This is a genomic window from Massilia sp. S19_KUP03_FR1, assembly GCF_036688685.1.
Taxonomy (GTDB): domain Bacteria; phylum Pseudomonadota; class Gammaproteobacteria; order Burkholderiales; family Burkholderiaceae_D; genus JALYUM01.
This window is the reverse complement of record NZ_JAQQPS010000003.1, coordinates 153,940-179,193: the sequence shown is the minus strand read 5'-3', so window position 1 is coordinate 179,193 and position 25,254 is coordinate 153,940. Positions and strand designations below refer to the sequence as shown.

The window sequence follows — 25,254 nt, the reverse complement described above, 5'->3', positions numbered from 1 at the left end:
TCCTACGCCGCCAGATCCTCCAGTGGCAGCATGTGCACCCCCGGCAAAGCGCACGCCGCCACCGCCGCGCATACCGCGTCGATGGCCGCGCGCCGCGTAAAACTCTTGCGCCAGACGATGACGACGCGCCGGTCCGGCACCGGCGCCATGAACGGCACGAAGGCCAGCATGCCATTCGGCTCATGCATGTCCGGCACCGATGCGCGCGGCAACACGGTCAGGCCGATGCCGCTGGCCACCATGTGCCGGATCGTTTCCAGCGACGACCCTTCGAAGGTGCGCTGCATGCCATTGCCCGGGGAGGAAAAGCGCGCCATTTCCGGGCACACTTCCAGCACCTGGTCGCGGAAACAGTGTCCATTGCCCAGCAGTAGCATGGTTTCGGTTTTCAGGTCCGCCGCCGAGATCTCGGTGCGCTTGGCCCACGGATGGCTTTTTGGCATCGCCACCACGAACGGTTCGTCGTACAGTGTCTGCATTGACATGCCGTGGTCCGGCAGCGGCAGCGCCATGATGGCGGCGTCGAGCTCACCCTGGCGCAGCAATTCCAGCAGGCGTACCGTAAAGTTTTCCTGCAGTACCAGCGGCATTTGCGGCACGTTGTCGATCAGGTTTTTGACCAGCGGCGGCAACAGGTAAGGGCCGATGGTGTAGATCACGCCCAGGCGCAGCGCGCCGGCCAGCGGATCCTTGTTCTGCTTGGCCAGTTCCTTGATGGCGGCGGTCTGCTCCAGCACGCGTTCGGCCTGGGCGACGATCTGGGCGCCCAGCGGCGTGACCGAGACTTCCGAACCGCCGCGCTCGAACAGCACCACCCCCAGCTCGTCTTCGAGCTTCTTGATGGCAACCGAGAGCGTAGGCTGGGCAACGAAACAGGATTCGGCAGCGTGTCCGAAATGTCTGGCGCGCGCAACGGCGACGATGTATTTCAACTCAGTGAGTGTCATTGTCGTGGTGGACCGTTAGAATTGCAGCAAAGCAATGTATGCCGCTGCGGGATGAATGATCGTTGAGTCAACTGGTGATGCCTTATTTTAGCGTTACTGCCGTTATCGCATGACCCACACTATATTTTGCCATTGAACATTACCACACCAGAAAGACCACCATGTCGACTACCTTTGGTCCGGCCGAAGCCCAGGCATATATCCACAAGCTGCTGACCGTGATGCATCACCAGGGGGGCTCCGACTTGTTCGTGTCGGCAGACTTTCCTCCGAGTATGAAACATCAGGGGGCGATGAAGGCGCTGAGCCAGCAAAAATTGACCGGCGACGTCACGCGCGCGCTGGCCATGTCGCTGATGAACGAGCGCCAGCGTAATGAATTCGAGGCAGAGATGGAGTGTAACTTCGCCATTTCACTGCCGAACGTGTGCCGCTTCCGCGTGAATGTCTACGTGCAGCAGCAATCCGTCTCGATGGTCGTGCGCACCATCGCCTCGGAAATCCCGAACTTCGAGAAACTCGAGCTGCCCGATATTTTGAAAGAAGTCATCATGACCAAGCGCGGGCTGGTGCTGGTGGTGGGCGGCACGGGTTCGGGCAAGTCGACCACGCTGGCGGCGATGATCGATTACCGTAACGCCAACTCGGCCGGGCATATCATCACGGTGGAAGACCCGGTTGAATACGTCCATAAAAACAAGGGTTGCCTGATCACGCACCGCGAAGTGGGCGTCGACACCTTGTCCTGGCATAACGCCCTGAAAAACACGCTGCGCCAGGCGCCGGATGTGATTCTGATCGGTGAAATTCGCGATACGGAAACGATGGAGCACGCGATCGCGTTTGCCGAAACCGGCCACCTGTGCCTCGGCACGCTGCACGCGAACAATTCGAACCAGACCATGGACCGGATCATCAACTTCTTCCCCGAAGAGCGCAAAGGCCAGTTGCTGATGGACTTGTCGTCGAACCTGCGCGCCATCGTCTCGCAGCGCCTGGTGCGCACCGAAGACGGCAAGGGCCGGAAAGCAGCCATCGAAATCCTCCTCAATACAGCGACGATCGGCGAGATGATCCTGAAAGGGAATTTCCAGGGGATCAAGGAAATCATGCACAAGTCGCGCGAACTGGGCATGTGCACCTTTGACCAGGCGCTCTACGAGCTCTATAACAAGGGGCAAATCGGTTACGATGAGGCGATCCGCAATGCCGACTCGGCCAACGGCCTGCGCCTGCAAATCAAACTGCGCGGTGAGCGCCGCGAGCCGGGCGACACGCGCGGCAAGCCCGCCGACCTGTCGATGGCGCTGGAAGCCGAGCCGGAAGAAGACGACAGTGCCAAGATGCCCAACAAGATATAGGAATGACGTGACCGATTTTGAAACGAAGATGTGTTCCCGGCTCGCGCTGGCCGCCCGCGTGGCCGCCTTGCCGCAGCCAGTCGTGCTGACCAATGGCGTATTCGACATCCTGCACCGTGGGCACGTGACCTACCTCGCGCAGGCGCGCGCGCTGGGAGCGTCGCTGGTGGTGGCGGTGAATACCGACGCGTCCGTGAAACGCCTGGGCAAGGGGGATGACCGGCCCTTGAATACGTGCGATGACCGCATGGCCGTGATCGCGGCGCTCGAGTCCGTCGCCCTGGTGGTGGCATTCGATGAAGACACCGCGCTCGAAGTGGTGCAGGAAGCGCGCCCGGGCATTTATGCCAAGGGCGGCGATTACGACATGACGGCCATTCCGGAAGGACAGGCCGTGCTGGCGTATGGGGGGCAGGCGATCGCGATCGATTTCGAGCATGACCGGTCGACGACGAAGTTGTTGACAAAGGTCAGGGCAGGCAGCTGAACGCAGACAATTCTCTAGCCACGACACGAAAAACCGTCGCCCCGGCGCAGGCCGGGGTGCATGCCGAGCGTGCTGTTATCGCGACATTGAGGCTGCACCAGCCGGTGAATCAGTATGGGTCCCGACTTTCGTCGGGATGACGTTGGCACTAATTGGCGAGATGGGTGTATCAAGTTCCGCCCACATACCCATTCTGCCGCCACGCCTCGTACACCACCACCGCCACCGTATTCGACAAATTCAGACTCCGGTTCCCCTCACGCATCGGCAAACGAATGCGCTGTGCCGGCGGAAACGACTCGCGCAGATCGACCGGCAACCCGCGCGACTCCGGCCCGAACACGAACACATCGCCATCCTGGAACTTGACATTGGCAAACGGCGCCGACCCATGCGTCGTCATGGCAAACATGCGCGCCCGGTCGGGCTGCGCCGCCTCGATGAATGCGTCCCAGTTTTTGTGCACCTGCATGGTTGCGTAGTCGTGGTAATCGAGCCCGGCGCGGCGCATCTTGGCGTCGTCGAGGGGGAAACCGAGCGGCTCGATCAGGTGCAGCTGGGCGCCGGTATTGGCGCACAGACGGATGATATTGCCGGTATTCGGCGGGATTTCCGGTTCAAACAGGACAACGTGAAACAAGGCTTGCTCCTTCATTAATCAATCGTGCGGCGGCGTGCGTGCGAACACCAGGTTCGTCACTCGCGCCGCCCCGGCGCGCTTCAATGTGCGCGCCACGGCATGCAGTGTCTGCCCGCTGGTCATCACGTCGTCGACCACGCCGACGTGCTTGCCCTCGACATCGCCACAGGCGACAAAGGCGCGCCGCACATTATCACGGCGCGCGGCCGGCGTCATGGTCGATTGCGCCGGCGTGTCCACGGGGCGCGCCAGCAGGCGTGGGTCCAGCGGCACCCCCAGCGCCCGCGCCAGCGGCCGGGCAATTTCCAGCGCCTGGTTGAAGCCACGCTCCACCAGGCGGCGCGGTCCCAGCGGCACCGGACACAAGACATCCGGCAAATCGAGGCCGGCGCGGCCCAGCATGGCGTCGCGCACCAGCTGCGCGCACATCGGCGCCAGCGCCAGTTGCGCGCCAAATTTCAGTTGCAACACCAGCGCATCGAACGGCGCCGCGTAATCGACCGCGGCCACCGTCGCGTCGTACCCCGGCGTGGCCTTGATGCAGGCGCCGCAGCGCACCACCGGTTCGTGCGCCGCCAGCGGATTGGCGCACTGGAGGCAGCGTCGCCGCGCAAGCGTGTACTGGCTGCGGCACGGCGCGCACAACACGCCCTTGCAAGGACCGGCGCACAGCGCGCACGAGGAGGGCAGCAGCACATCGGCCACCGCCGTCAACAGCGCGCGCGAGGCACGCTGCGGCCACTGCCAAAGTCCCTGGCTATCCAAGATGGCTCTCCAAAACCTGTACACTGCCGCCATTATCTCATTCACGCAGTTTTGACCATGGCTTCAACCCTACCGTCTTCAAAAATGAGCGCGCCGATCGACCTCGTGCGCGTGCGCGCGCTGTTCGCCGACCCCGCCAGCAGCGCCGCCGCCAGCTTCCTGCGCCGTGAAATTGCCGCGCGCATGATGGAGCGCTTGCTGCTGGTAAAACTTGCGCCGGCACGCGTGCTGGACGCCGGCTGTGGCAGCGGCGCCGACCTGGTCGCACTGCAGCGCTTCTACCCGGCCGCGCAAATCGTCGGCCTCGATGCCGCTCCCGGCGCGCTGGTCGGGGCGCGCGCCGCGCTGCCGGCACCGGGTGCGCTGAACCAGATGCTCAGCCGCTTGTTGCCCGCCAAGACCGGCATCGACCTGGCCTGCGCCGACTTCGGCAACTTGCCGCTCACACCCAACGCGGTCGATCTGGTCTGGTCGAACCTTGCCTTGCACTGGCATCCCCAGCCGGACCTGGTCTTTGCCGAGTGGAGACGGGTGCTGCGCCTGGATGGCTTGCTGATGTTTTCCAATTTTGGCCCCGATACCTTCAAGGAATTGCGCGCCGCGTTCGGGGCGCTGGACGACAGCGCCCACGTGCTGCCGTTCGTCGACATGCACGATTTCGGCGATCAGTTGGTCGAAGCCGGTTTTTCGACGCCCGTGATGGACATGGAGCGCATCACGGTGACCTACGACACGACCGCTGCCCTGCTGGCCGATGTGCGCGCGCTGGGTGGCAACCCGCTGGCCACGCGCCGGCGCGGCCTGATCGGGCGCGCTGCCTGGGCCCGCATGCTGGCGGCGCTTGAAGCCCAGCGTCGGCCGGACGGCAAACTGGGACTGACTTTTGAAGTCATCTACGGCCACGCGTTCCGGCCTGCGCCGCGCGTGACAGCGGCGGGCGAGGCGATCGTGCGTTTTCAGCCACGGAAACCCTGACGGGCGGCCAAAACGGTGCAAACGCTCGCCATGCCGGGGTAGAGGTGCTACGCTCTTGGCGCACTGTTTCGGTTCAAAAATAATGTTGCGTCAGCATCATTCTTTTAGTATCAAGTTAACAGTTTGAGTATAATCAAAGACTATTCTTTGTCGGCTGTGGATGTAAAACGCTAATTCGATTCAGCACGAATCGGAATGAAGCAGCGTCCCTTCCCCTCCCGATTGCAGCAACCGCAAGTCAACGTCGAACCGTGCTCCGGACGGTTTGATGGGCCTGGCAGGTTTCGGAGCGGCGGCAGTTCGTTCATGGAATTGCTGACCGTTTGAAAATTTTCTATTTTTGGGTGGTTGGGGAAAACATGACATATGCAAAGCGGCTTTACGCCTCGCTGTACGCAATGGCGGCCTGCGCCGGTATCCCGGCACTGGCGGCGGATGAAGTAATGGGCCGCCCGGTCCAGTACCAGCTGAACCTGCAAACACCCGTGACCGGCATCGGCCACGAAATCTATGCCCTGCATACCTGGATGATGGTGGTCTGCGTCGCCATCTTCCTCGCCGTGTTCGGCGTCATGTTTTACTCGGTGTTCGCGCACCGCCGCTCGCGCGGCCACAAGCCCGCCACTTTCCACGAATCGACCACGGTCGAAATCGCCTGGACCATCGTGCCCTTCCTGATCGTCATCGTGATGGCGCTGCCGGCCACCAAAACCGTCATTGCCATGAAGGACACGTCGAACGCCGACATCACCATCAAGGCCACTGGCATGCAGTGGAAGTGGGGCTACGATTATCTGAAAGGCGAGGGCGAAGGCATTTCCTTCCTGTCGAACCTGTCCACGCCGCGTTCGCAAGTGGGCTCACCAGGGGTCGCGCCGACCGAAAAGCGCAGCGACACGTATTTGCTGGAAGTCGACAATGAAGTGGTCGTGCCGGTCAACCAGAAGGTGCGCATCGTGCTCACCGCCAACGACGTGATCCACTCCTGGACCGTGCCCGCCTTTGCCGTGAAACAGGATGCGATTCCCGGTTTCGTGCGCGACACCTGGTTCCGCGCCGAGAAAGTGGGCGTCTACCGCGGCAGTTGTGTCGAGCTGTGCGGCAAGGACCACGCCTTCATGCCGATCGTCGTACGCGTGGTGACACCCGCTGACTATACCGCCTGGGTCGGCAAGGAAAAAGCGCGCATGGCCGCGCTGGCCGATGATCCGAATAAAACCTGGACCATCGACGAACTGAAAACCAAGGGCGAAAAAGTCTACGCCGCCAACTGCGTGGCTTGCCACCAGGCCAATGGCCAGGGCATGCCGAACGTGTTCGCCAGCCTGGTCGAGTCGCCGGTCGTGTTGGGCGCCAAGGCCGGCCAGGTCGATGTACTCCTGAACGGCAAGCACAGCGGCAAGTACCAGACCGCCATGCCGGCGTGGAAGCAATTGTCCGACAGCGACATCGCGTCCGTCATCACCTATACCCGCAATATGTGGTCGAACAAACCGGCAGAGAATATTGTCCAACCTGCTGAAATCCTGGTGGCCCGTAAGTAAGCCAATAAGTAACATTGAGAGAGAACTGCCATGAGCACTCGTACACTTGATCAAGCTGCTGGCCACGACGACCACGCCCACCATGACGCGCATGACCACGATCATGCGCACCATCAGCCGCACGGCTACCAGCGCTGGCTGTTCGCCACCAACCACAAGGATATCGGCACGCTGTACCTGTGGTTCGCGTTCACCATGCTGCTTTCCGGCGGCGTGCTGGCGCTGATGATCCGCTCCGAGCTGTTCCAGCCCGGCCTGCAATTTTTCCGTCCCGAATTCTTCAACCAGCTCACCACCATGCACGGCGTGGTGATGGTGTTCGGCGCCATCATGCCGGCCTTTGTCGGCTTCGCCAACTGGATGATCCCGCTGCAGGTGGGCGCGTCCGACATGGCCTTTGCGCGCATGAACAATTTCAGTTTCTGGCTGCTGCCGCCGGCCGCGCTGCTGCTGGCCACGTCGTTTTTTGTGCCGGGCGGCGCCACCGCCGCCGGCTGGACGCTGTACGCGCCCCTGTCCACCCAGATGGGCCCGGGCATGGATATGGCGATTTTCGCCCTGCACCTGATGGGCGCTTCGTCCATTATGGGCTCGATCAACATCATCGTCACCATCCTCAATATGCGCGCGCCCGGCATGACCTTGATGAAAATGCCGATGTTCTGCTGGACCTGGCTGATCACTGCGTATTTGCTGATCGCCGTGATGCCGGTGTTGGCCGGCGCCATCACCATGACGCTGACCGACCGTCACTTCGGCACCTCCTTCTTCAATGCGGCTGGCGGCGGCGACCCGGTCATGTACCAGCACATCTTCTGGTTCTTCGGCCACCCCGAGGTCTACATCATGATCTTGCCGGCGTTCGGCATCGTCTCGCAGATCCTGCCGGCGTTCGCCAGAAAGCCGCTGTTCGGCTACGCGTCGATGGTGTACGCCACCGCGTCGATTGCGATCCTGTCGTTCATCGTCTGGGCCCACCACATGTTCACCACCGGCATGCCGGTCACCAGCCAGCTGTTCTTCATGTACGCGACCATGCTGATCGCCGTGCCGACCGGCGTGAAAGTGTTCAACTGGGTCGCCACCATGTGGAAGGGGTCGATGACCTTCGAAACCCCGATGCTGTTCGCGGTGGGGTTCATTTTCGTGTTCACGATGGGCGGTTTTACCGGCCTGATCCTGGCCGTGACGCCGGTCGATATCCAGCTGCAGGACACTTATTATGTGGTGGCCCACTTCCATTACGTGCTGGTGGCCGGTTCCCTGTTCGCCCTGTTCGCCGGTTTCTATTACTGGTCGCCGAAATGGACCGGTCATATGTACCCGGAAGGGCGCGGCAAATTCCACTTCTGGGCCTCGCTGATCACCTTTAATATCACCTTCTTCCCGATGCACTTCCTGGGCCTGGCCGGCATGCCGCGCCGCTATGCCGATTACAACGCGCAGTTCACCGATTTCAATATGATCGCCACCATCGGCGCCTTTGGCTTCGGCCTGTCGCAGGTGTATTTCCTGCTGTTCGTCGTGATTCCGACGATTCGCGGCGGCGTCAAGGCCGAAGCAAAACCGTGGGATGGAGCCGAAGGACTGGAGTGGACCGTGCCGAGCCCGGCGCCGTTCCACACCTTCGAAACGCCGCCACTGGTCAAATAAATGACCGCGCCAAAAAATCCGAAGAATCTGCGCCTGGCCCTGATCATCGGGGCGCTGGCGCTGTTCTTCTTTCTCAGCGTGTTCGTGAAACGCATCTGGCTGAGCTGACATGGCCACCGAACAGTCCGGGCGCTTGCGCCTCAATCGCAGCACGTTCACCAAGCTGGTGGTGATCGTCATCGTGATGGTCGGTTTCAGTTATGCCCTCATTCCCGTGTACCGCCAAATTTGCGAAGTTCTTGGCATCAACGTCCTGACGCAAAAGGATGGCACCGTTGAGCGGCCGGTCAATTCTCAAGTCGATACCACCCGCTCCATTACCGTCGACCTGGACGGCAATGCGCAAGGCCCCTGGCGCTTTCGCCCGACCACAAACAGCGTGACGGTTCACCCGGGTGAAATGGCTGTGGTGATGTATGAAGTGGTCAATACCCAGGCGCGCACGGTGCAGGCGCAGGCCATTCCCAGCTACGCGCCGCAGTCGGCGATGCCGTATTTTAAAAAGGTCGACTGTTTCTGTTTCAAACAGCAGACCCTGAAACCGAACGAGGCGCGCCAGATGCCGGTGGTATTCTTCATCGATCCGAAGATTCCCCGCCAGGTCAGCCAGATCACGCTCTCGTACACGTTTTTTGAAATTGCCGGCACCGACAAAGTGGCGCTGCAATGAGCGAGCAGCCACAGCAGCGAAAAGCGTCCTTCGGCGCCACCATGAAGGCGGTATTCTGGTCGTTTTTCGGCGTGCGCAAAGGGCGCGATCATGCGCATGACGTGGCCAATTTGAATCCCGTCCACGTGATCGTCGCGGCAGTGGTCGGCGTAGCGATTTTTATCGGTGTGCTGGTCATGCTGGTCAAATTCGCAGTAGCACAGTAAAAGCATTCAACAGCAAAGACTGACTCAGGAGAACAACATGAACGTGTCACGCGGCCTGCCGGCAGATCTGCCCACGGATTTGAAAACCATCGTCGCCCCGTATTACTTCGTGCCCGGGCCCTCGAAATGGCCGCTGCTGGCGGGCGTATCGATGCTGGCCACGATGTTTGGCGCGTCGGGCTGGGTGAATGGCGCGGCGTGGGGACCGGCGCTGAACCTGTGCGGCATCGCCGCCATGTTGCTTACCTTGTATTTCTGGTTCGGCGATGCCATCGGCGAATCGGAAGCTGGGCAGTACAGCCAGCGCATCGATTACTCGTTCCGCTGGTCGATGAGCTGGTTCATTTTCTCGGAAGTCATGTTCTTCGCGGCTTTTTTTGGGGCGCTGTTTTATGCGCGCCAGATTTCCATGCCGTGGTTGTCCGACCTGGACCACAAATTCCTCTGGCCCGACTATAACGGCCACTGGGGTAACACCGGGCCGGCCGGCGTGGTCGAACCGTTCCAGACCATGGGGCCGTTTCCGATCCCGACCATCAATACCGCGTTGTTGCTGACGTCGGGCGTGACCTTGACGATTGCCCACCACGCGCTGCGCGCCGGGCATCGCGCCAAAACCGCCATCTGGCTGTTCGCCACCATCCTGCTGGGCGCGACCTTCATGGGCTTCCAGGCTTACGAGTACATGCATGCGTACAGCGAGCTGAACCTCAAGCTCACCTCGGGCATCTACGGTTCGACGTTCTTTCTGCTGACCGGGTTCCATGGATTCCACGTGACCGTGGGCGCGATCATGCTGTCGGTGATGCTGTACCGCGTGCTGCGCGGGCACTTTACGGCGGACCACCATTTTGGCTTTGAAGGCGCTGCGTGGTACTGGCACTTCGTGGACGTGGTGTGGCTGGGCTTGTATGTGGTGATTTACTGGCTCTAACTTTACCTGCTACCTTTGATACGTCATCCCGGCGCAGGCCGGGATCCATACCACTTATGCGTTAGCCGCTATAGTTCGAGCATGGTATAGGTTCCCGCCTGCGCGGGAATGACGTAGCAGGGCTGCTCAGCGCAACCCCGTCGGCGCGATCCACCCCATTTCATACGCGCCGAGCAGCAGCAAAAACAGCGTCACCGACAAGCCTACCCGCATCGCCAGCGCATTCACGGCGCGGTTGGTGCGGCCCTTGTCGCGCATGACGAAAAACAGCGCCGAACCCAGGCTGCCGATAATCAGAATAAAGGCGATGGCGATGAAGATTTTCATGGCGGCGTCCGTGTGCAGGAAGAGGGTTCATTGTAATGCGTCTGCGCTTTCGTTTTAGACTGATTCCATGCATCGCCACGATCCTGGTCGTGGTGCTCGGCATCGCACTGGGCAACTGGCAGGAACGGCGTGCTGCCCAAAAAACCGGCTTGCAGGTCCAGTTGACCGAACGCGCCAGGCAGGCGCCGCTGGTCCTCACGGGCGGCACCAGCGACGTGCCACAGGAATTTCGTCGCGTCAGCGTGCGCGGCCAGTTCGTGCCGGGCTTTGCGGTTTTCCTCGATAACCGTCCCTACCAGAGCCGCGCCGGCTACTATCTGGTGATGCCGTTTAAAATAGAGGGCGCTGACCAGTACGTGCTGGTCGCGCGCGGCTGGTTGCCGAGGGCAGCAGGTGCAGTCGGCCAGCTGCCGCTGTACCAGACGCCGGCCGGCGCAATAACGCTGGAAGGCGTCATGCGGCTCGACCTGGGACACGTAATGCAGCTGGGAACCGCGCCGCCGCTGACGCCGAATGCGATGGTGCAGAACGTCTCCGTGGCCGACGTGGCCCGGGCCAGCAATTTGCCGCTGCTGCCATTTTTCATTCAACAAACACGGCCGCAAGCAGCGCGCGACACGCTGGTGCGCGACTGGCCATCGCCGGCAACCGGCGTCGACAAGCACCGCGGCTACGCTTTCCAGTGGTACGCGCTGGCCACCATGGCCGTTCTCTTTTTTGTATTCACAGGATTCCGACGTGACCCAAACCACAAGCTTAACCCCTCTCCCGAATAAAACGCGCGGCCGCTGGAAACTGCTGCTGGTCTTGCTGGTCTGCGCGTCGCCCCTGATCGCCTCCTACTTCACCTATTACGTCATCAAGCCGCAAACCCGCACCAACTACGGCTATCTGATCGACCCGGCCGCGCACCCGATTCCGCCCTTGTCGACCACCACGCTCGACGGCCGCCCGGTCACGCTGGCCGATTTCAAGGGCAAATGGCTGATGCTGAAAGTCGGCGGCAGCACCTGCGACACGACTTGCATCGAGCAGATGTATGCTATGCGCCAGTTGCGCAGCATGCAGGGCAAAGAGATGGACCGGATCGAACGGGTCTGGCTGATTACTGACCAGGAACCGCTGGAAACGGTATTGATCCGCGAACTGGACGGCATGCAGATGCTGCGCGCAAATAGAACCCAGGTCGCGGCCTGGCTGCCGGTCGCGCCCGAGGCGCCGCTCGACGGCGCCATCTGGCTGGTCGATCCGCTCGGCCACCTGATGATGCGTTTCCCTGCGGTCCCGGCAACCATGCCGGAAACCGATAAACTGGCGCACTACGCCAAAATCAAGAAAGATATCGCCAAGCTTCTCAAAGCTTCGGCCATCGGATAACGCTTCATGACCTTCTCGCACCTCGCACTCTTGCTTCTGACCGGCCTGATCGCCGCCACCTTGCCCTTGACCCTGGTGTGGATGTCCACTGACGCCAATAAATACCGCAAACTGGTCTGGATCACGGCGTTTTTGACGTTTGACCTGATCGTCTTTGGCGGCTTTACGCGCCTGACCGATTCCGGCCTCGGTTGCCCCGACTGGCCTGGCTGCTACGGCATGGCCAACCCCTTCCTGGCCCATGAACAAGTGTCGGCCGCCCAGGCCGCCATGCCGACCGGTCCGGTGACGGTGGCCAAGGCCTGGATCGAAATGGTGCACCGCTACCTGGCGATGGGCATCGGCGTGCTGCTGGTGTCGCTGATGGTGCAGGCCTGGCGCCACTGGAAGAAGACGCACTTGCCGACCTATGCCCCCGGCCTGCCGACGCTGTTGTTCGTCTTCGTCCTGGTCCAGGGTGCGTTCGGCGCCTGGACCGTGACCTTGAAATTGCAGCCAGTGATTGTCACCATCCACCTGCTGCTGGGCATGGGTTTGCTGGCGATGGTAACCTGGCTCGGTTGCCGCCAGGACCTGTACCAGGCGGGTGGCCGGATCGTCAAGCAGAGGGCGCCGCGTTGGCCCTACCTGCTGGCCGCCGCCACACTGGCGCTGCAGATCGCGCTGGGCGGGTGGGTAAGCACCAACTATGCGACGCTGGCATGCAGCGATTTTCCGACCTGCAACGGCACCTATCTGCCGGAGATGGACTTTGAACACGGCTTTACGCTCTGGCGCGAACTCGGCAAAACCGCCGCCGGCCACTACATTCCCATGTCGGCCTTGACGGCGATTCACTGGGTCCACCGCAATTTCGCGGTCGTCCTGGTGCTGGTATTGGGCTATGCCGCGTGGCGTGCGCGCACCAATCCACGGCTGCGTCCGCTGTCCCGCAGCATCGCCATCGTGCTGGCGCTGCAGGCCTGCACCGGCATCGCCACCGTCTATTTCAGCTTCCCGCTGACACTGGCCGTCCTGCATAACGCCGGGGCCGCGCTGCTGGTGTTGCTGGTGACCATGTTAAACTATCGCTCCCTGTACCAGATCGAAGCGGCATCGCCTGTGCCCGCGCAACCCATCGCGTCTGCACAACTATCGCCAGCGAGCCCGCACCCATGAGCACCCAGACCGTCGTTCAAAAGCCTCCGAATCGCATTGCCCAGTACTGGGCGCTGACCAAGCCGCGCGTGACGCAGTTGGCGGTGTTTTGCGCTGTGATCGGCATGTTTTTGGCCACCGACGGCTTCCCGGGCTGGCAAGTCTTGATTGCCGGCACGGTTGGCATCTGGCTGTTGTCCGGCGCCGCATTCGCCGTGAATTGCCTGGTCGAAGCCGAAATCGATGCGCGCATGGCGCGCACCGCGCGCCGCGCCACGGCCATGGGCGAATTGACACGCCCGCAAACCCTGCTGTTTTCCGCCGTGATCGGCGGCCTGGGCATGCTGGTGCTGTACACGCTGGTCAATCCGCTGACCATGTGGCTGACCTTTGTCACCTTTGTCGGCTACGCCGTGATCTACACGATGATCCTGAAACCGGCCACGCCGCAGAACATCGTCATCGGCGGCTTGTCCGGCGCGATGCCGCCGGCGCTGGGTTGGGCGGCAGTGGCCAACGACGTCCCGATGCAGGCCTGGTTGCTGGTGATGATCATTTTTGTCTGGACGCCGCCGCATTTCTGGGCGCTGGCCATGTACCGGCGCGACGATTACATCCGCTCGGGCCTGCCAATGCTGCCGGTCACCCACGGCATGGCCTACACCGGGCTGCAAGTGTGGCTGTACGCCATCGCGCTGGCGGCGACGACGCTGCTGCCGTTCATCGTGCAAATGAGCGGGCTGATCTACCTGGCCGCTGCCGTTGTCCTGAATTTCTTTTTCCTGCGCCACAGCTGGCGCGTGCACAAGCATTACAGCGACCTGATCGCACGCAAGGCGTTCACCTACTCGATCGTATACCTGTCGCTGCTGTTCGCCGCCTTGCTGGTTGACCACTACTTTTATTACACCCTCTGATGAAAAAACTGCTGGCTTTCCTGGCTTTCACCTTGCTGCTGGCCGGCTGTGACAAGATCAACACCCGTCCGCCCTCATTTCAGAATACCGACATGACCGGGGTGGACTACGCGCGCGATTTTGCGCTGACTGACCACAACGGCAAGCCGCGCACGCTGGCCGATTTCAAGGGCAAAGTGGTGGTCATGTTCTTCGGCTACACCCAGTGTCCGGATGTGTGCCCCACCACGATGGCCGAGATGGCCAACGTGGTCAAAGAGCTCGGTCCCGCCGGCAAGGACGTGCAAGTGCTGTTCGTCACGGTCGACCCGGAGCGCGATACGCGCGAATTGCTGGCGCAATATGTCCCGGCATTCAATCCGACTTTCCTCGGCCTGTACGGCGACGCCGCCGCGACCGCGAAGGTGGGCAAAGAGTTCAAGGTGTTCTACGCGAAAGTGCCGGGTTCCACGCCAGGCAGCTACTCGATGGACCACACGGCCGGCAGTTACGTGTTCGACCGCAACGGCAAGCTGCGCCTGTTCCTGCGCCACGGCAAAGGGGCAGCCGCCATCGTTCCGGACCTGCGTCAGTTATTATCCTGAGATTGCTCACGCGAATCCCAGGATCAGATGGCCCCCACCAACGGTAAAAACGTCGCCCGCATTGCGGCCATCACGCTCCTGACCTTCGGCTGCCTGTTTGTGATGGCGCCGTTCATGTCCGCGATCCTGTTTGCCGCCTGCGTCGTCATTTCGTCCTGGCCGATGTACCAGCGCTTGCTGGGCCGCATGCAGCAGCGCCGCACGCTGGCAGCGTCGACCATGACCCTCACCCTGACCCTGCTGGTGCTGATCCCCATCGCACTGGTCGGCTATCACCTGGGCGAGAACATCGCGCGCCTGTTCGACCAGTTGCGCAGCGTGATCGATAGCGGCGAGGTGGCGCCGCCCGCCTGGATCCGGAATATCCCCATGGTCGGCATCCAGGTCGACGATTATCTGCGAGAACTGATTGGCAGCCGTGAGCAGATGATGGCGCTGGGCCGGCGCCTGCTCGAACCCGGGCGCCACTACCTGGCCATCAGCGGCATGGTACTCGGCACCGGTATTGCGCAGATGGCGCTGGCAGCGTTTGTCGCGTTCTTTTTCTATCGCGACGGCATGACGCTGCTGCGCGCCATCACGGTGGTCATGGGGCGCGTCATGGGCGAGACCGGGCCGCACATCCTGCGCACCGTCAGCCAGACCGTGCGAGGCGTCATGTACGGCTTGCTGGGTACCGCACTGGCCCAGGCGCTGGTGGCCGCGGTCGGCTTTGTGATTGCCGGTGTGCCGGCCGTGCCGCTGTTGTCGGTGATGGTGTTCGTGCTGTCGCTGGTGCCGGTCGGCCCCCCGCTGGTGTGGGGCGGGGCGGCGCTGTGGCTGTTCAGCCATGGCGAGAATGGCTGGGGCATTTTCATGGTGATCTGGGGCACCGTCCTGATCAGCGGTGTCGACAATGTCGTGAAACCGATGCTGATCAGCCGCGGCAGTTCGCTGCCGTTTTTGCTCACCTTGCTGGGCGTGCTGGGCGGGGTGCTGGCGTTCGGCTTCGTCGGGATCTTCATCGGCCCGACGCTGCTGGCGGTTGGCTATTCGCTGCTCAGTGAATGGACGGGCGGCGGCGACGAAATTGCCTTGCCGTCGGACCGGGCCAGCAACCTGGATTAATCGAGCTCGTCGGCATCCAGGGCCCGCTCCAGCTGCGGAATCACTTTAACCAGCACAATGCGCGGCCCGTTCATTTTTTTGACGACCACATCGAAGCGTGAAAACGCGATTCGCTGGCCCTGCGTCGGAATATCGCCCAGCTTCACCATCAGCAAGCCGCCAACGGATTCGACTTCATCGAGGCCCATCTCTTCATTTTCGATGTCGATCCCGAGCGCCCGCTCCAGCGAGAAAATCGGCAGGCTGGCCTTGCCGATCAACGTGCCATCGGGCTGGGTCAGCCAGTCGTTTTCGTTCAGACGGAATTCGTCGCGAATTTCGCCGACCATCGCGCCCAGCAAATTATCGAGGGTGATAAAACCGACCGGGCGTTTGCCCTTTTCGCCGATCATCGCAAAATGCGGCGCGCCGGTTTTAAAGCGGCGGAAGATATCCGGCGCCGGCGTGCGCGCCGAAATCACTTCCACCGGGCGCAGGTAATCGGCCAAATCCGTGATGGCCTTGCCCGATTGCTGCGCCAAAAACAGGTCTTTCAGGTGAATCACGCCCAGCACATCTTCGCCATTCGCATCGAAATACGGATAGCGCGATAAACGGTTGCGGCGCACGGTTTCCAGGTTGTCCTGGACCGAGCGGTTTTCGTACAGCGCAATGACCTCGTTAATCGGCCGCATCAGGTCAGCGACGGTCATTTTGCCGAAGTCGAGCGACTGGGCCAGGATGTGGCGCTCGTCGCGGGTAAATTTTTCGCCCGGCTGGCTGGTGCGCAAGATCAGTTTCAGTTCGTCGGTGGAGTAATGCGAGTCATGGCCGCCGGCGCCGGACAGGCCGGCCATGCGCAGCACCAGCGACGCGCTGCCGTTGAGCACCCAAATGGCGGGGTACATGGCCCAGTAAAAACCATACAGCGGAATGGCGCACCACAGGCCGATCGCTTCCGGCATGCGGATCGCCAGCGTTTTCGGGGCCAGTTCGCCCACCACGATGTGCAGGAAGGAGATCACGCCGAAGGCAAAGATAAACGAGACGGTGTGAATGATTTTCTCGGACGTGACGCCGACGTAGCCGAACAGCGGTTCCAGCAATGCGGCGAAGGCTGGTTCGCCGACCCAGCCCAGGCCCAGCGAGGCCAGCGTGATACCCAGCTGGCAGGCGGACAAATAGGCGTCGAGCTGGCCGTGCACCTTGGCCAGGATTTTGCCGCGCAGTCCGGAGGTTTTCGCAATTGCCCGGATGCGGGTCTTGCGCAGGGTAACGATGCCGAATTCGGCTGCCACGAAGAAGCCGTTCAGCGCGACCAGGAACAGGGCGAGAACGACGAGCAATACATTAGTCATTGAGAACGCTTATATAAAAGACGAAGGGTTATTGTACCGGTCGCGTTGCGCCGAGTGTCCCTGGATTGACGGCGGCCAGGATCGCTTCCACCGCCGGATGCTTGATTTTGCGTTCATTCGAGATGGCGTAGACCTGCTCGCGCACCTGCGGCACCGGCCCCACCAGTACGGCGCCGAACTGCTCCGACAACTCCTCGGCCAGCGCCGACGGCGCAAAGAACAGGCCCAGGCCGCGCCGCCCGAAGGTGTTCAGGAGTGCGTTGTCCTCGAATTCGCCCACCACGTCCGGCCGCACGTGGTGCAGTTCGAACCACTCATCGATACGTCCGCGCAAGGCATTATTGCGTGTCGGCAGCAAGAACGGCGCGCCGTTCAGATTGTCCGGGAAACCGCCGGCATAGCGGGCCGCCAGCACGGCGGTGCCGACCACCATGGTCTCGCTGTCGAACAGCAAATGGCTGAACACGCGCAAGGTGGTGCGCACGTTGCGGTCGGTCAGCACGATATCGAGCTTGTGCAGGGCCAGTTCGGCCAGCAGCGCATCGAATTCATTTTCGTGGCACACCAGCCGCACCTTGGTCTTGAGCGCAAGCGCCGACTCCAGCAGCCGGTAGGCAGTCAGCTTGGGCAGCGAATCGGAAATGCCCACCGCCAGGCGAATGCGCCCGCTGTCGCCTTCATCCAGCGCTTCTTCCAGCTGCTGGCCCAACAGAAAAATCTGGTCGGCGTAGGACAGGGCCGTGCGGCCTGCTTCGGTCAGCACCATGCGCCGGCCCTGCTGGTTGAACAGGGTCTTGCCGATCGCCTGTTCCAACAGTTGCAACTGGGTGCCGACCGTCTGGACGGCCAGTCCCAGCCGCTCGGCCGCACGGGTAACGCCGCCTTCCTTGGCGACCACCCAGAAGTAATACAGATGGCGGAAATTCAGGCCGGTGGTTTTCATGACATGTGGAAGGTTCTGTTTTTCGGAAGTGTTCATCTTATTATCTTCGCTTTTCTTATGGTCTGGCAACACCTACACTGCAGCTCAGTCGAAATACATCACAGTTTATTAAGGGAAAACAAGATATGAAACATTTCCGCGTTTCCTTCATCGTCACGGCGCTGTGCATGGCCGCTGCGGGCTACTGGGGTTACTCCCATGGCGGCGTGGCGGGCATGGTCACCGCGCTCGGCGTGGCAGCCATCCTCGGCATCATGGAAGTATCGTTGTCGTTCGATAACGCTGTCGTGAATGCATCAGTCCTGAAAACCTGGGATCCGTTCTGGCAAAAGCTGTTCCTCGGCGTCGGTATCATCATCGCCGTGTTCGGTATGCGTTTGCTGTTCCCGCTGGTCATCGTGGCTGCTGCAGCCGACCTGGGCCTGATGGAAGTGTGGAACCTTGCACTGACCGATCCGAAGCAGTATTCGGCGCACCTGACGGCGCACCACGCGGAAGTGGCGGCGTTTGGCGGCATGTTCCTGCTGCTGGTGTTCCTGAACTTCCTGCTGGATGACGAAAAAGAACTGCATTGGCTCGGCAACTTCGAGAAGAAGCTCGGCTCGCTCGGCAAAGTGTCGTCGATCTCGGTGATGATTGCCCTGGGTACCTTGATGGCCAGTTTGAATTTGGTCACCGAAGCGCAAAAAATGATCGTGCTGATCGCCGGTTTGTGGGGCATTCTGATCTACGTCGGTGTCGACGCCATCAGCAGCTTCCTCGAAAAGGAAGAAGAGTCGGGGAGCAATGTCGGTGACATGGTCAAAAAAGGTGGTATCGGCGCCTTCCTGTACCTCGAAGTGCTCGATGCGTCGTTCAGCTTCGATGGTGTGATCGGTGCGTTTGCCATCACCAACGATGTGGTTATCATCATGCTGGGCCTGGCCATCGGCGCCATGTTTGTTCGCTCGATGACGGTGTATCTGGTCCGCAAGGGCACGCTGGACGAGTATATCTACCTGGAGCACGGCGCCCATTATGCGATCGGTATCCTGGCAGTGATCATGTTGGCGAGCATGAAGTTCCATGTACCTGAATTGTTCACCGGCCTCATTGGTGTGGCCTTCATCTTTGCCGCACTGTGGTCTTCGCTCAAGCACAGGAAGGAACAGGCAGCACTGGAAGTGAATGGCAGTACCAGCCTGGTGAAAGAAGCATAAGCAGTTGCAATGAGTTTGCAAGATCCGCGGCGGGCCCGAGAACACCAGCCTGCCGCGTGTGTCACCCCTCGGTGTTCAGATGTTCTAACTATTAGGAGTCACACATTATGGCTATCAGTCTGCAAAAAGGCGGCAACGTCAACCTCTCGAAAGAAGCTCCGGGCCTGAAAAAAATGACCATCGGTCTTGGCTGGGATACCCGCGCCACCGACGGCGCCGGCTTTGACCTGGACGGCGCAGTGTTCCTGCTCAATACCACCGGCAAAGTGCGTTCCGACGCCGACTTCATTTTCTACAATAACCTGAAGTCCGCTGACGGTTCGATCGTTCACTCGGGCGATAACCTGACCGGCGCCGGTGAAGGCGATGACGAAACCGTCACCATCGACCTGTCGAGCGTGCCAGCCGATATCGACAAGATCGTGGTTGGCGTGACGATTCACGACGCCGAAACGCGCGGCCAGAACTTCGGCATGGTCAGCAAGGCATTCATCCGTTGCATCAACGCCGACGGCGGCACCGAAATCGCCCGTTACGACCTGTCGGAAGACGGTTCGACGGAAGCAGCCATGGTGTTCGGCGAGGTGTATCGTAACGGCACTGACTGGAAATTCCGTGCCATCGGGCAGGGCTTCCAGGGCGGCCTGGGGCCACTGGCCAAGAGTTTCGGCGTGGCTGTGTAATTAAAAAAATCGGCGGTTTTCCATTCGGGGAGCCGCCTTCGAAAGGATGCTGCGATGCCTGTATTTACCGTGACCGGAGATGTCGATCCCTTTTTGCATGTCAGCCTGCGCAGGGGAGAGACCATCTATTGCGAATCCGACGCGATGGTGATGATGGAAGCCACGCTCGATCTGAAAGGCAAGATGAAGGGTGGCCTCGGCAGCGCGCTGATGCGCACCTTTGCCAACGGCGAGTCGTTCTTCCAGCAGCATATCGAAGCGACCCGCGGCGATGGCGATTGCCTGTTGTCGCCGACGCTGCCGGGCGCCATGCAGATCGTCGATGTGGGCAAGAACAACTACATCATCAGCGACGGCGCATTTGTCGCAGCCAGTTCGGGCGTGGATCTGAAAGTGCGCACGCAAAGCGTCGGCAATGCCTTGTTTGCCGGGAGCGGCGGCTTTTTTGTCACCGAAACGTCGGGCAGCGGGCAGCTCGCGGTATCGGGCTTCGGTTCCATGAACGTGCTCGATGTCGAGTCGGGCAAGGACATCATCATCGATAACTCGCACGTGGTGTGCTGGGACAGCACCCTGAAATACGAGATTTCGATCACCACCGGGCAAAGCAGCGGCTTCCTGGGCAATCTGGTCAATAGCCAGACCAGCGGCGAGGGCGTGGTGTTGCGCTTCTCGGGCCGCGGCAAGGTCTATGTATGTTCGCGCAACCGCGCTGCGTTCAAATCCTGGGCGCAGAAAGCGGGGAGCTAATTCGAATAAAGGAGCACCGTTATGTCAGTCAGTTTGCAAAAAGGTCAGAAGATCTCGCTGGATAAAGAAGCCGGCGGCGCATTGCGCACCATTACGATGGGCCTCGGCTGGGACGCCATCAAGAAAAAGGGCCTGTTCGGTTTTGGCGGCAAGAGCGAAAGTGTCGACCTCGATGCGTCGGTCGTCATGTTCGACGAAGCCGGTAAATTAGTCGATACCGTCTGGTTCCGCCAGTTGAAAAGCAAGGACGGCAGTATTGTCCACACGGGTGATAACCGCACCGGCGCCGGCGATGGCGACGATGAACAGATCAACGTCGATTTGTCGGCCGTGCCGGCCAGTGTGAAGTCGCTGGTATTTACCGTGAACAGTTTTACGGGACAGAATTTTTCGCAGGTCGAAAATGCCTATTGCCGCATCGTGAACGGGGCCAACCAGCAGGAAGTGGCGCGCTACGAATTGTCGGTGCAGGGTGCACACACGGCGCAGATCATGGCCAAGCTGTATCGCCATAACGCCGAGTGGAAAATGCACGCGATCGGCGAAAACGGCAGCGGACGCACGTTCGAAGATTTGATGCCGCTGATTACGCCGCATCTGTAACACGCCGTCTTACCTGGTAGATACTCCCTTTTGCGCAGCGCCGATCAGGTGCTGCGCTTTTTTTTAACAAAATAGATGACGCCGCGCTTTACTATCAGCCACTCGCATGTTTGCGAAGGTAGCGTGCGCTATCTTCGAGCACAACAATTTCCGGTGCGGGTGAAAAGTTGACTTCCCGGTTGGTATCGATTAACTGTGGATCGATTTTGTAAATGCGGCAGCGCGCCGAATGGATGGTGTCGAGTACCTCGCCATCGAGGCGCAACTCGCCGTCGTCAGCTGCGAAGCACGCCTTGATCGCATCAAACTTCGCATATTTTTCGGCCCGGAACCCGAGGGTGTACCACGGGATTTTCTTTTGCACTTCGCTGACCTCAAACAAAGCCCGCTTCATGTCGGTAAAACCAAGGGCGTGATTCGGACGCAGGCGCGTTGTGTACGCCACGCGCAAAAAGTTTTTTTGCGTCTGGCTGTTGAACATGATGCTCGCATCCTTGGCATCCTTGGCATCCTTGGCAACCTTGTCTCCAGGTTCTGGCAAGTCAAAATAACCGCCACGGATCATGGGCAGTTCGATATCTGTATCTGTGCCGACGATCGCCACATTCCACGACGGCTTCAGAAAATTATCCTCTTCCTCGATCGGTACGTGGGAGAAGCTCATCTGGTAAACCGGTTCGATGATGCGCGGCGCAGGCGGCAATAACGCACGCAGACGGACCAACAAGTTGTAGAAGCTGCGGTAGGGCAAGTCGCCCTTGTTGATTTTTGACGTAACGAGAATATTATATTCCGGCGGCCGTGCAGCATTATCCTGCGCTGAACAAAGGATAGCGCATGCGGATAAAAGCGAACCAGCGATACATTTCCTGATCATGAAATTCCTTGTTCTGCCCAGTTTCGATTGACTGGTCGGGATATAGCCTGCGAAAACAGTTGCGCCATCCACCGCGTCAGCCACCGGCAGGTCTTGCAAGATAACGTGCGCTATCTTCGAGCACAACAATTTCCGGTGCGGGTGAAAAGTTGACTTCTCTGGTGGTATCGATCAGCCGTGGATCGATTTTGTAAATGCGGCAGCGCGCCGAATGGATGGTGTTGAGTGCCTCGCCATCGAGGCGCAACTCGCCGTTGTCTTCAGCAAAGCACGCCTTGATTGCATCAAATCTCGCGTATTTTTCCGGTCGCCAGCCGATGCTGTACCAAGGGATGTTTTTTTGTACCTCACGCACTTCATGCAAGGCTTGCTTCATCTCGGCAAAACCGAGCGCCTGGTTCGGATGCAAAGGCATTTTCCACGCCACCCGCAAGAAATTCTTTTTGGTTTGGCTGTTGAACATGAGGTTCGCATCCTTGGCGAGCTTGTCACCGTAAGCAGGAAACGTAAAATAACCACCACGAAGCGTGGGGATGTCGATGTCGGTATCGGTTCCGACAATCGCCACATTCCATGACAATTTCAGAAAATTATCCTCGTCCTTGATCGGCAAGTCGGTGAAACTCAACTGGTTAACCGGTTCGATGATGCGTGGAGGCGGCGGCATAAACGACAGCAGACGCTGGTACATCTTGTACAAACTGCGGTAGGGTAAGTCGCCCTTATTGATTTTCGATTCAACGACGACCCTGGGTTCGGGCAGGGCTGAAGGATTCTCCTGTGCCCAACACAAGGCAGACGTTGCGCCGATTAAAGAAGCTGCAATAAATTTCTTGATCACCATAATTTATGCGCCTTCTGCAAATTTGGAAAGTAAGCAAGCCGATCCGAACTTCATGCGTCGTCGATAACGATAAACACGACGCTAATGCGCCGCCCTCTGCACCAGCGCCGCCCCGCCACCATGCCGGCGGCTTTCACTGACCGCCGTCACGGTGCCATCCGCATTGAACACCAGCGCATTCGCGGCCCCGATTTCTTCCGGCGCCGCTTCCCACTTGTGCCCGAACGCCGCCAGCGCCTGCGCTTGCGCACTGCCTGGAAAGCCCGGCTCTACTGACGTCGCTGCATTATTCCGTTGGGACAGCCGCGGCGCATCGATTGCCGCGTGCATCGGCATGCCCAGGTCGACATAGTTGACGATGCTCTGCAAGACCGTCGTGATGATGGTTGCCCCACCCGGGCTGCCGATCGTGAACGCCGGCTTGCCACCCTTTAAAACGATGGTCGGCGCCATGCTGCTGCGCGGCCGCTTGCCGGCTTCCGGCACGTTCGGGCGCGGGCCCGTGAAGTCGAAATCGGTCATCTCGTTATTCAGCAGGAAGCCATAACCGGGCACCACGATCCCGCTGCCGCCCCACGATTCAATCGTAAAAGTGTAGGAGACGATATTGCCGTCCTTGTCGGCCACCGTAAAGTGCGTCGTATGCGCGCCCTCGCGCGGCAGCGACGCCGCTGCAGGACGCAGCGGCACGCTCTGGTCGTCCTGGAAGGTGTACGGGTCGCCGGCTGCGGCAATGCTGGCCGCGCGTCGTGCATCGATCAGCGCGCGCCGCTGCGCCGCGAACGGCTTGCTCAACAAGCCGACCACTGGCGCGTCGACGAACTCGGGGTCGGCCAGATAGGCATTTCGGTCGGCAAACGCCAGGCGGCTCGCTTCCAGGTAGAGGTGCTCGACGTCGACGCGTGGCATCGATTTGAGGTCGTAGCCTTCCAGGATATTCAGTGCTTCGGCCACGGCCACGCCGCCGCTGGACGGTTCGGCCATCCCGTATACATCGTAGCCGCGATAGGTCGAATGCACTGGCTGGCGAATGCGCGCTTCGTAGTTGGCCAGGTCCGCCAGCGTCATGTTCCCTGCGCGAACGGCTGCACCCGTCACGGGCGGGCGGTTGACGGTGGTGATCATCGCCTGCGCCATCGGCCCCGCATAAAACGCGCGCTGTCCGCCCGCCGCCAGGGCGCGGTAGGCCTTCGCCAGGTCCGGATTGCGCAGCAGGGCGCCGACCGGCAGCGCCTTGCCGTCTTTTAAATACAGTGCACTGGTGCTGGAAAAACGCTGAAATTTTGTTTCATTTTGCGTCACCAAATGATTGAATATTCCAGTGACCTTGAACCCTTGTTCGGCCACGTGGATGGCCGGCGCCATTACCTGCTTGAACGACATCGAGCCGTAGCGCTCCAGCGCTTCATGCCAGCCGCGCACCGTGCCGGGCACGCCCACGGCCGCGCCGCTGGCCACGGCGGTGTCGAAATCGATGGCCTTCCGCTGGTCCTGGAACACGGCCGGCGTAAACGAGGCCGGCGCCATTTCGCGGTGGTCGATGGTGATGACGCGCTTGTCGCGCGCCAGGTAAATCACCATGAAGCCGCCGCCGCCGATGCCGCAACTGAACGGGTCGGTGACGCCCAGCGTGGCCGCCGCCGCGACGGCCGCGTCGACGGCGTTGCCGCCCTTGTTCAAAATGGTCATGGCCGACTGCGAAGCCTGCTCGCTGATGGTGGCGACCGCGCCGCCAGTGCCAGTAGCCAACGGCGTTTTCGCCTGCGCGGCAGGCAGCGCGAGGACGATCGACAGCGTGAGGGTGACGACGACCAGTCGTGCCGTCATGGGGCGACGACCTTGATGCTGACCGGGTGGCTGGCGCCAGCCTGCTGCGCTTTCGGCGCTGGCGCCGTCTCGGCCAGCACAATATGCTTGCCTTGCAGGACCGGGGACACGTAATCAGGTTCGGCTGGCGACAAGGTGAAGTGTTCGAGCGTGTCGCCCTGCTTGAGCGTGAAGCTGTAGACCACCTTGCCAGCCACCACGCACTGGACGTCCGGCGGGCAGCGGCTGTCGCTCACGCTGTCATAGGTGAGGATCGCGCCGGGAACCACGGTGATGCTCTGGCGTTCGGACAGGGACAGTTTGCTGCCCAATGCAGGGGCGCCGTTGGCGCAGGCGCCAAGGGGCAAGATGGCGGCGATGAGGGCCAGCATAGGCAGGCGGGCAATGGACATCGTGAACCTCCAGTGGTGATGGGTGACTTCATCATAACAGTCTGCACAGGTGGCTTCCACTGGCTTGCGTCGCACCGTCGATCCGTTGCATTCATGAAACGTCCCGCTGGGGGGACGGTATCCATGCACCATATTTACTGATATAAATAGGCCTCAATGATTGATTGC

28 protein-coding genes are annotated in these 25,254 nt (G+C 60.5%); 18 read left to right on the top strand and 10 right to left on the bottom strand.

Annotated features, from left to right (window positions below):
* Positions 1-2: 2 nt before the first annotated feature.
* Positions 3-947 carry a hydrogen peroxide-inducible genes activator gene (locus V6M87_RS04155; RefSeq protein ID WP_332848476.1) on the bottom strand — a complete coding sequence of 315 codons (945 nt, stop codon included), beginning with the start codon at positions 945-947 and terminating at the stop codon, positions 3-5.
* Positions 948-1,108: 161 nt separating this feature from the next.
* Here V6M87_RS04155 and V6M87_RS04150 point away from each other — a divergent pair, with 161 nt between their 5' ends.
* Together V6M87_RS04150 and rfaE2 are read left to right on the top strand one after the other, a co-directional pair.
* The gene (locus V6M87_RS04150) at positions 1,109-2,308 is read left to right on the top strand and encodes a PilT/PilU family type 4a pilus ATPase (protein ID WP_332848475.1); all 1,200 of its coding nucleotides are present in this window, start codon (positions 1,109-1,111) and stop codon (positions 2,306-2,308) included.
* 7 nt (positions 2,309-2,315) lie between these two features.
* Positions 2,316-2,795 (top strand): D-glycero-beta-D-manno-heptose 1-phosphate adenylyltransferase, encoded by a 480-nt coding sequence (rfaE2, locus tag V6M87_RS04145; RefSeq protein ID WP_332848474.1) that lies wholly within the window; start codon positions 2,316-2,318, stop codon positions 2,793-2,795.
* A 169-nt stretch (positions 2,796-2,964) separates the two neighbouring features.
* Here rfaE2 and trmL read toward each other — a convergent pair whose 3' ends face one another.
* Together trmL and V6M87_RS04135 are read right to left on the bottom strand one after the other, a co-directional pair.
* On the bottom strand, positions 2,965-3,435 hold the full coding sequence (trmL, locus tag V6M87_RS04140; protein ID WP_332848473.1) for a tRNA (uridine(34)/cytosine(34)/5-carboxymethylaminomethyluridine(34)-2'-O)-methyltransferase TrmL: 471 nt from the start codon (positions 3,433-3,435) through the stop codon (positions 2,965-2,967).
* Positions 3,436-3,453: 18 nt separating this feature from the next.
* Entirely contained in the window at positions 3,454-4,200 is a 747-nt protein-coding gene (locus V6M87_RS04135; protein ID WP_332848472.1) for a ComF family protein, read from the bottom strand.
* Between the two features lie 84 nt (positions 4,201-4,284).
* Between V6M87_RS04135 and V6M87_RS04130 the strand changes: the two genes are divergently transcribed.
* The 6 genes from V6M87_RS04130 to V6M87_RS04105 all read left to right on the top strand — a co-directional run bounded on the left by V6M87_RS04130 (position 4,285) and on the right by V6M87_RS04105 (position 10,182).
* Positions 4,285-5,175, top strand: coding sequence for a methyltransferase domain-containing protein (locus V6M87_RS04130; RefSeq protein WP_442920551.1), 891 nt, complete (start codon positions 4,285-4,287; stop codon positions 5,173-5,175).
* 359 nt (positions 5,176-5,534) lie between these two features.
* A complete protein-coding gene (gene coxB / locus V6M87_RS04125; protein WP_332848470.1) occupies positions 5,535-6,719 on the top strand; it encodes a cytochrome c oxidase subunit II in 1,185 nt (394 codons plus the stop codon).
* 30 nt (positions 6,720-6,749) lie between these two features.
* Positions 6,750-8,372 (top strand): cytochrome c oxidase subunit I, encoded by a 1,623-nt coding sequence (gene ctaD / locus V6M87_RS04120; RefSeq protein WP_332848469.1) that lies wholly within the window; start codon positions 6,750-6,752, stop codon positions 8,370-8,372.
* A gap of 109 nt (positions 8,373-8,481) precedes the next feature.
* Entirely contained in the window at positions 8,482-9,042 is a 561-nt protein-coding gene (locus V6M87_RS04115; RefSeq protein ID WP_332848468.1) for a cytochrome c oxidase assembly protein, read from the top strand.
* A complete protein-coding gene (locus V6M87_RS04110) occupies positions 9,039-9,248 on the top strand; it encodes a DUF2970 domain-containing protein (protein WP_332848467.1) in 210 nt (69 codons plus the stop codon). Before V6M87_RS04115 ends, V6M87_RS04110 begins: the two co-directional genes overlap by 4 nt.
* 37 nt (positions 9,249-9,285) lie before the next feature.
* The gene (locus tag V6M87_RS04105; protein WP_332848466.1) at positions 9,286-10,182 is read left to right on the top strand and encodes a cytochrome c oxidase subunit 3; all 897 of its coding nucleotides are present in this window, start codon (positions 9,286-9,288) and stop codon (positions 10,180-10,182) included.
* A 126-nt stretch (positions 10,183-10,308) separates the two neighbouring features.
* On the opposite strand, the gene V6M87_RS04100 is transcribed toward V6M87_RS04105, so the two are convergent.
* Positions 10,309-10,509 carry a twin transmembrane helix small protein gene (locus V6M87_RS04100; protein ID WP_332848465.1) on the bottom strand — a complete coding sequence of 67 codons (201 nt, stop codon included), beginning with the start codon at positions 10,507-10,509 and terminating at the stop codon, positions 10,309-10,311.
* A 35-nt stretch (positions 10,510-10,544) separates the two neighbouring features.
* On the opposite strand from V6M87_RS04100, the gene V6M87_RS04095 reads away from it, so the two are divergent.
* The 6 genes from V6M87_RS04095 to V6M87_RS04070 are packed head-to-tail and all read left to right on the top strand — an operon-like array spanning position 10,545 to position 15,631.
* Positions 10,545-11,285: an SURF1 family protein gene (locus V6M87_RS04095; RefSeq protein WP_332848464.1), complete on the top strand. Its 741-nt coding sequence runs from the start codon at positions 10,545-10,547 to the stop codon at positions 11,283-11,285.
* On the top strand, positions 11,248-11,886 hold the full coding sequence (locus V6M87_RS04090; protein WP_332848463.1) for an SCO family protein: 639 nt from the start codon (positions 11,248-11,250) through the stop codon (positions 11,884-11,886). The genes V6M87_RS04095 and V6M87_RS04090 overlap by 38 nt, the downstream gene beginning before the upstream one ends.
* A 6-nt stretch (positions 11,887-11,892) precedes the next feature.
* Positions 11,893-13,044, top strand: a complete 1,152-nt coding sequence (locus V6M87_RS04085; RefSeq protein WP_332848462.1) for a COX15/CtaA family protein — start codon at positions 11,893-11,895, stop codon at positions 13,042-13,044.
* On the top strand, positions 13,041-13,940 hold the full coding sequence (cyoE, locus tag V6M87_RS04080) for a heme o synthase (RefSeq protein ID WP_332848461.1): 900 nt from the start codon (positions 13,041-13,043) through the stop codon (positions 13,938-13,940). The genes V6M87_RS04085 and cyoE overlap by 4 nt, the downstream gene beginning before the upstream one ends.
* Positions 13,940-14,524, top strand: coding sequence for an SCO family protein (locus V6M87_RS04075; protein WP_332848460.1), 585 nt, complete (start codon positions 13,940-13,942; stop codon positions 14,522-14,524). The genes cyoE and V6M87_RS04075 overlap by 1 nt, the downstream gene beginning before the upstream one ends.
* Positions 14,525-14,551: 27 nt before the next feature.
* Positions 14,552-15,631: an AI-2E family transporter gene (locus V6M87_RS04070; protein WP_332848459.1), complete on the top strand. Its 1,080-nt coding sequence runs from the start codon at positions 14,552-14,554 to the stop codon at positions 15,629-15,631.
* Here the strand turns inward: V6M87_RS04070 and V6M87_RS04065 are convergent.
* Together V6M87_RS04065 and V6M87_RS04060 are read right to left on the bottom strand one after the other, a co-directional pair.
* Positions 15,628-16,968, bottom strand: coding sequence for a hemolysin family protein (locus tag V6M87_RS04065; protein WP_332848458.1), 1,341 nt, complete (start codon positions 16,966-16,968; stop codon positions 15,628-15,630). The genes V6M87_RS04070 and V6M87_RS04065 overlap by 4 nt on opposite strands.
* A gap of 28 nt (positions 16,969-16,996) precedes the next feature.
* The gene (locus V6M87_RS04060; protein WP_332848639.1) at positions 16,997-17,911 is read right to left on the bottom strand and encodes a LysR family transcriptional regulator; all 915 of its coding nucleotides are present in this window, start codon (positions 17,909-17,911) and stop codon (positions 16,997-16,999) included.
* Positions 17,912-18,036: 125 nt separating this feature from the next.
* On the opposite strand from V6M87_RS04060, the gene V6M87_RS04055 reads away from it, so the two are divergent.
* The 4 genes from V6M87_RS04055 (at position 18,037) to V6M87_RS04040 (ending at position 21,146) form a co-directional block, all read left to right on the top strand.
* On the top strand, positions 18,037-19,110 hold the full coding sequence (locus tag V6M87_RS04055) for a DUF475 domain-containing protein (protein ID WP_332848457.1): 1,074 nt from the start codon (positions 18,037-18,039) through the stop codon (positions 19,108-19,110).
* 107 nt (positions 19,111-19,217) lie between these two features.
* On the top strand, positions 19,218-19,793 hold the full coding sequence (locus tag V6M87_RS04050) for a TerD family protein (protein ID WP_332848456.1): 576 nt from the start codon (positions 19,218-19,220) through the stop codon (positions 19,791-19,793).
* 54 nt (positions 19,794-19,847) lie between these two features.
* On the top strand, positions 19,848-20,543 hold the full coding sequence (locus V6M87_RS04045) for a TIGR00266 family protein (RefSeq protein WP_332848455.1): 696 nt from the start codon (positions 19,848-19,850) through the stop codon (positions 20,541-20,543).
* Between the two features lie 21 nt (positions 20,544-20,564).
* Complete coding sequence (locus tag V6M87_RS04040) at positions 20,565-21,146, top strand: TerD family protein (RefSeq protein ID WP_332848454.1); 582 nt, start codon at positions 20,565-20,567, stop codon at positions 21,144-21,146.
* Positions 21,147-21,240: 94 nt separating this feature from the next.
* Here V6M87_RS04040 and V6M87_RS04035 read toward each other — a convergent pair whose 3' ends face one another.
* The 4 genes from V6M87_RS04035 to V6M87_RS04020 all read right to left on the bottom strand — a co-directional run bounded on the left by V6M87_RS04035 (position 21,241) and on the right by V6M87_RS04020 (position 25,086).
* The gene (locus tag V6M87_RS04035) at positions 21,241-22,122 is read right to left on the bottom strand and encodes a hypothetical protein (RefSeq protein ID WP_332848453.1); all 882 of its coding nucleotides are present in this window, start codon (positions 22,120-22,122) and stop codon (positions 21,241-21,243) included.
* Entirely contained in the window at positions 22,100-22,867 is a 768-nt protein-coding gene (locus tag V6M87_RS04030; RefSeq protein ID WP_332848452.1) for a hypothetical protein, read from the bottom strand. The genes V6M87_RS04035 and V6M87_RS04030 overlap by 23 nt, the downstream gene beginning before the upstream one ends.
* A gap of 81 nt (positions 22,868-22,948) precedes the next feature.
* A complete protein-coding gene (gene ggt / locus V6M87_RS04025) occupies positions 22,949-24,694 on the bottom strand; it encodes a gamma-glutamyltransferase (RefSeq protein ID WP_332848451.1) in 1,746 nt (581 codons plus the stop codon).
* Positions 24,691-25,086: a hypothetical protein gene (locus V6M87_RS04020; protein ID WP_332848450.1), complete on the bottom strand. Its 396-nt coding sequence runs from the start codon at positions 25,084-25,086 to the stop codon at positions 24,691-24,693. Before V6M87_RS04020 ends, ggt begins: the two co-directional genes overlap by 4 nt.
* Positions 25,087-25,254: the final 168 nt, after the last annotated feature.